Origin of the sequence: Parafrankia soli (genome assembly GCF_001854695.1) — a bacterium.
In the GTDB taxonomy this organism is placed as follows: Bacteria; Actinomycetota; Actinomycetes; order Frankiales; family Frankiaceae; genus Parafrankia; species Parafrankia soli.
Genome location: NZ_MAXA01000163.1, coordinates 1 through 1,587 on the forward strand (window position 1 = coordinate 1; position 1,587 = coordinate 1,587).

A 1,587-nucleotide genomic window follows, 5' to 3' on the forward strand; every position below is an offset into this window, starting at 1 on the left:
AGGTCAAGGAGCTCACACCAGCCCGATGATCGCAGCCCGCCCGCAACAGTCGATCATTACCGGGCCAGTTCGATCACAAGATCAGCGCCAGATCCATATGAAACCGCCGTAACCACGTCCTGCTCCGACGGCTTCGACGCGACAGACCCACCTGTTGCTTGATCAGGTGGGTCGTAGGTCGTCGTCGAGGTCGAACGCGAAGGAGTTCATCAGGAAGACGGATGCCTCGAAGGCTCCGACTGTGAAGATGAGGTCCATGAGCTGTTGGGTGTCGAGTGCGGCGGTCAGCGCGGCCCACGTCTCGTCACCGATTGCGCCGTCGTCGAGCAGCTCGTCAACGGCGCGCAGCAGCGCGGCGTCGAGCGGGCTCCAAGATGGTTCGGCTGGCCCCCGCGTAACCTTGTCGATCTCCTCGTCGGTCAGCCCGGCGTCGCGACCGACGAGGACGTGCTGCGCCCACACGTAGTCACATTTGCGGCGCGCCGCAACTCGCAGGACCAGCAGTTCTGTCTGTCGCTGGGCGAGGGTGGTCGCCAGCAGCACATGACCGTTGAGGGTGAAGAACGCCCGCGCCAGGTCTGGATGGTGCGCGAACGTCCCGAGGGCGTTGCGGGCCTTCGGTGCGCCCTCTTGGATGGACCGCGTGTGGCGGGGCGCGGGCGGCACCAGGGCGGCAAACGCTTCCCTCATCTCAGCCGGCCATTTCTTGGCGGGGAGCGGCTCGATTCGTGCCATGTTCATCGTTCCTTCCGTCGATGATGCACCGGGCCTGTCATCCTCACCACTTCTCGACCGAGGTCTTCTCCAGGTCCAAGGGCCGCGCGTACGACGGATCGTTCTTGTCCCACGTGCCCTTGATGAAGCCGGCRAACGCGCCGGAGGAGAGGAGTGACGTGTCGCCGTTCATCGTCCACTCAAGGGTGCACCGGCGCAGAGCGATCTTCCACTCGCCGTCCCGCCGCTCGACGCGATCGAGGTATCGGCCTCCGAAGAGGTGCACGCTCTTGCCGTCACGGGAACGCATGGCACCAATGACGTAGCTTTCGCAGTGCGCCTCGTCRCCGTCGATCTCGCAGGTATGTGTGGTGATGTTGTGCAGGTGATCGACAAAGACTGATGAGTGAGCCTGGTTGGCGTACTCGCCGTAGTCGGGGCCAAGCTTCACGACAGGCCCGTGCTCGTCGACTCCATCGTCGTGGTAAACGCTCGTCATCAGCTCGATATCGTGACGGTCGTGACCGCGCGACTGCTTCATGACGCAGTCGAGAATCGCAATGCGGTCCGTGACGTACCGGAGCTCACGACGAAGTTCCTTGAGCTCATCCTCGATGGACATGATGGTCCTCCCTCGTCGTAGCAGTCACGTGCCATCGACCGGTGAAGCCTCGGAGCCCACCGTCTCCGACCTCGGAGCCAGGCGAGGCACCAGCTGTGGCTGTACGTCTGTATAACGTCCTGGCGGGGGCTGGTCAAACCCGGCTGCCCTGAGTTACGCCCCTGTGCGTCTGACTTCGACCACTCGGCGGCCGTGTATCGAGGTCGGTTGGCCGCACCGGTGCTCCCCGTGGACATGTCAGCCTGTAAGGG

General features: G+C 63.7%; 2 protein-coding genes. Both read right to left on the reverse strand.

Annotated elements, in window-relative coordinates; translation table 11 throughout:
- Positions 1-162: 162 nt before the first annotated feature.
- Positions 163-735, reverse strand: coding sequence for a carboxymuconolactone decarboxylase family protein (locus BBK14_RS13995; protein WP_071062665.1), 573 nt, complete (start codon positions 733-735; stop codon positions 163-165).
- 43 nt (positions 736-778) lie between these two features.
- Positions 779-1,336, reverse strand: coding sequence for a nuclear transport factor 2 family protein (locus BBK14_RS14000; RefSeq protein WP_071062663.1), 558 nt, complete (start codon positions 1,334-1,336; stop codon positions 779-781).
- Positions 1,337-1,587 lie beyond the last annotated feature (251 nt).